Below are 3781 nucleotides of genomic sequence, written 5' to 3' on the forward strand. Positions count from 1 at the left end.
CAGTGAAGTGCGGAACAAGCGGCAAGTGATTGCAAGGCAATCACTGAGAGCGTCCTCCACACACCACACCGATTAGATCGTTAAGCACTGTTGAGTGTTTAACCGTCCAATCGGACGACCGTTCGGCCTTCGGGTCTGAACATTGACATCGTTTAGAGAGATATCAAAATAAACATCATTTGGTGTTTGCGAGTAAGCAAAACACCTCTTGAATGTGCTGATGGCGGGCCTTCGGGTTCGGTTGAGGCGAGCGTTTGGCACGGCCCCTTTCCTCGGGCACCCAGGCGTCTGCATTCGAGAAAAAGAATGAAGTTTTCCAAGTCAAGTACACTAACCAGAGCATTCCGCACGGGATGCTCATTGTCCGTCCTTCGGGGCGGGCGGGAAAGTATGCTTTTGGTTCAGAAGAAGGAGACGGTTTCTTACCAGCTTCCGTTCTCCGCGATTGACGCAAGTCTTTCTTTTTCTGGATCAAATCAAGCGCGAAAAGGGCGTTTGGTGGATGCCTTGGCAGTAAGAGGCGATGAAAGACGTGATACTCTGCGATAAGCCATGGGGAGCTGAGAATAAGCTTTGATCCATGGATTTCTGAATGGGGGAACCCACCTGACAGTTTGATATAATTACCGCTCGCGGTAGCTTATATCTTGCTGAACCAGGTACTTTTAACCTGAATACATAGGGTTTTAAGAGCAAACCCGGGGAACTGAAACATCTAAGTACCCGGAGGAAAGGAAATCAATTGATACTCCCCTAGTAGCGGCGAGCGAACGGGGACCAGCCGAGCCTTGAATGTGATTAGAATGGTCTGGAATGGCCAACCATAGTGGGTGACAGTCCCGTATAAGAAGCACGATAGGACGTATTAAGTAGGGCGGAACACGTGAAATTCTGTCTGAAGATCGGAGGACCACCTTCGAAGGCTAAGTACTCCTTACTGACCGATAGCGAACCAGTACCGTGAGGGAAAGGTGAAAAGCACCCCGACGAGGGGAGTGAAACAGTACCTGAAACCGAACGCCTACAATCAGTCGGAGCTTCCTTGAGAAGTGACGGCGTACCTTTTGTATAATGGGTCATCGACTTGGTCTATCTAGCAAGCTTAAGCCGTTAGGTGTAGGCGCAGCGAAAGCGAGTCTTAATAGGGCGCATGAGTTAGGTGGATCAGACCCGAAACCGAGTGATCTAGGCATGATCAGGATGAAGGTAAGGTAACACTTACTGGAGGTCCGAACCCACACCTGTTGAAAAAGGTCGGGATGAATTGTGCCTAGGGGTGAAAGGCCAATCAAACTCGGAGATAGCTGGTTCTCTGCGAAATCTATTTAGGTAGAGCGTCATCCGAATACCCTCGGGGGTAGAGCACTGGATGGGTAATGGGGCCCCACAGGCTTACTGATCCTAACCAAACTCCGAATACCGAGGAGTACTAGATGGCAGACACACTGCGGATGCTAACGTCCGTAGTGGAGAGGGAAACAACCCTGACCTACAGCTAAGGCCCCCAATTCATGGCTAAGTGGGAAAGCAGGTGGGACGACCAAAACAACCAGGAGGTTGGCTTAGAAGCAGCCATCCTTTAAAGATAGCGTAACAGCTCACTGGTCTAAATAAGTTGTCCTGCGGCGAAGATGTAACGGGGCTCAAGCCATGAGCCGAAGCTTAGGATGCATTTATTGCATGGTAGCAGAGCGTAGTGTGACATAGTTCCATGTGTCCTTACCCACTTCGGTGGGATTGGACACAAGGAGCTTTCTGTGAAGCCGGCCTGTGAGGGATCCGGTGGAGAGATCACTAGTGAGAATGATGACATGAGTAGCGACAAAGAGTGTGAGAGACACTCTCGCCGAAAGTCCAAGGGTTCCTGTTTAAAGCTAATCTGAACAGGGTAAGCCGACCCCTAAGGCGAGGCCGAAAGGCGTAGTCGATGGGAACCAGGTTAATATTCCTGGGCCAGATGGAAGTGACGGATCGCAAAGGTCGTTCATCCTTATCGGATTGAATGGGCGGCTCAGCGGTCCCTGGAAATAGCTCCATCATGAGATCGTACCCTAAACCGACACAGGTGGACTGGTAGAGAATACCAAGGCGCTTGAGAGAACTATGTTGAAGGAACTCGGCAAAATACCTCCGTAAGTTCGCGAGAAGGAGGCCCAGTTTCTACGCAAGTATTGACTGGGGGCACAAACCAGGGGGTGGCGACTGTTTACTAAAAACACAGGGCTCTGCGAAGTCGCAAGACGACGTATAGGGTCTGACGCCTGCCCGGTGCCTGAAGGTTAAAAGGAGGGGTGAGAGCTCTGAATTGAAGCCCAGGTAAACGGCGGCCGTAACTATAACGGTCCTAAGGTAGCGAAATTCCTTGTCGGGTAAGTTCCGACCTGCACGAATGGCGTAACGACTTCCCCGCTGTCTCCAACATAGACTCAGCGAAATTGAATTGCCTGTCAAGATGCAGGCTTCCCGCGGTTAGACGGAAAGACCCCGTGCACCTTTACTACAACTTCACACTGGCATCAGGCCAAGCATGTGCAGGATAGGTGGTGGGCTTTGAAGCGTGAACGCCAGTTTGCGTGGAGCCTCCCTTGAGATACCACCCTTGCTTTGCTTGATGTCTAACCGCGGTCCATTATCTGGATCCGGGACCCTGTGTGGTGGGTAGTTTGACTGGGGCGGTCGCCTCCTAAAGCGTAACGGAGGCGCGCGAAGGTTGGCTCAGAGCGGTCGGAAATCGCTCGTTGAGTGCAATGGCAGAAGCCAGCCTGACTGCGAGACTGACAAGTCGAGCAGAGTCGAAAGACGGCCATAGTGATCCGGTGGTCCCAAGTGGGAGGGCCATCGCTCAACGGATAAAAGGTACGCCGGGGATAACAGGCTGATACTGCCCAAGAGTCCATATCGACGGCAGTGTTTGGCACCTCGATGTCGGCTCATCTCATCCTGGGGCTGGAGCAGGTCCCAAGGGTACGGCTGTTCGCCGTTTAAAGAGGTACGTGAGCTGGGTTTAGAACGTCGTGAGACAGTTCGGTCCCTATCTGCCGTGGGTGTAGGATACTTGAGAGGAGTTGCCCCTAGTACGAGAGGACCGGGGTGAACGATCCACTGGTGTACCAGTTGTTCCGCCAGGAGCAGTGCTGGGTAGCTATGATCGGACAGGATAACCGCTGAAGGCATCTAAGCGGGAAGCCCCCCTCAAAACAAGGTATCCCTGAGAGCCGTGGAAGACCACCACGTCGATAGGCCAGAGATGTAAGCGCGGTAACGCGTTCAGTTGACTGGTACTAATTGCTCGATAGGCTTGATTTGATCCAGTAATAGAAAGACTGGAACAAAAGCATACACACCAAAATCTACAAGGTTGCAGCATACAGCAACCTCAGTAGCAGCGTACGCGACTTGGAAAACATGGGGATTTTACTCGGTTTGGTGATCATAGCGTAAGTGAAACACCCGGCTCCATTCCGAACCCGGCAGTTAAGCACTACTGCGCCGATGGTACTGCATCTTAAGGTGTGGGAGAGTAGGTCATCGCCAAACCTAGTAAAATCCCCAGATATCTCTCAAACGTGTCTCAAGATCCTAAAAAAACAAGGATCAGCGAACAGCAGTGCAAGCCGCACCGCAAAGCGTCGCGGGATGGAGCAGCCCGGTAGCTCGTCAGGCTCATAACCTGAAGGTCGTAGGTTCAAATCCTACTCCCGCAACCAAATTTACAATAACAAAAACACGCTACGCGCCGCCCCAGGGCGGCTTTCCGCGTTCGCAATCCAGCCGGTGCTAC

1 tRNA gene and 2 rRNA genes are annotated in these 3781 nt (G+C 52.0%); all 3 read left to right on the top strand.

The features are described 5' to 3' along the window. The first annotated feature begins 474 nt into the window (after nt 1-474). The 3 genes from ABWV64_RS15905 to ABWV64_RS15915 all read left to right on the top strand — a co-directional run bounded on the left by ABWV64_RS15905 (nt 475) and on the right by ABWV64_RS15915 (nt 3707). Nucleotides 475-3306 (top strand): 23S ribosomal RNA (locus ABWV64_RS15905). Nucleotides 3307-3422: 116 nt separating this feature from the next. Continuing rightward, nucleotides 3423-3537: ribosomal RNA gene (rrf, locus tag ABWV64_RS15910) — 5S ribosomal RNA — on the top strand. A gap of 93 nt (nt 3538-3630) precedes the next feature. Next, nucleotides 3631-3707: transfer RNA gene (locus tag ABWV64_RS15915), tRNA-Met, on the top strand. The last annotated feature ends 74 nt before the right edge of the window (nt 3708-3781 follow it).

Source organism: Litorivita sp. NS0012-18 (genome assembly GCF_040371945.1).
Lineage (GTDB): Bacteria > Pseudomonadota > Alphaproteobacteria > Rhodobacterales > Rhodobacteraceae > Litorivita.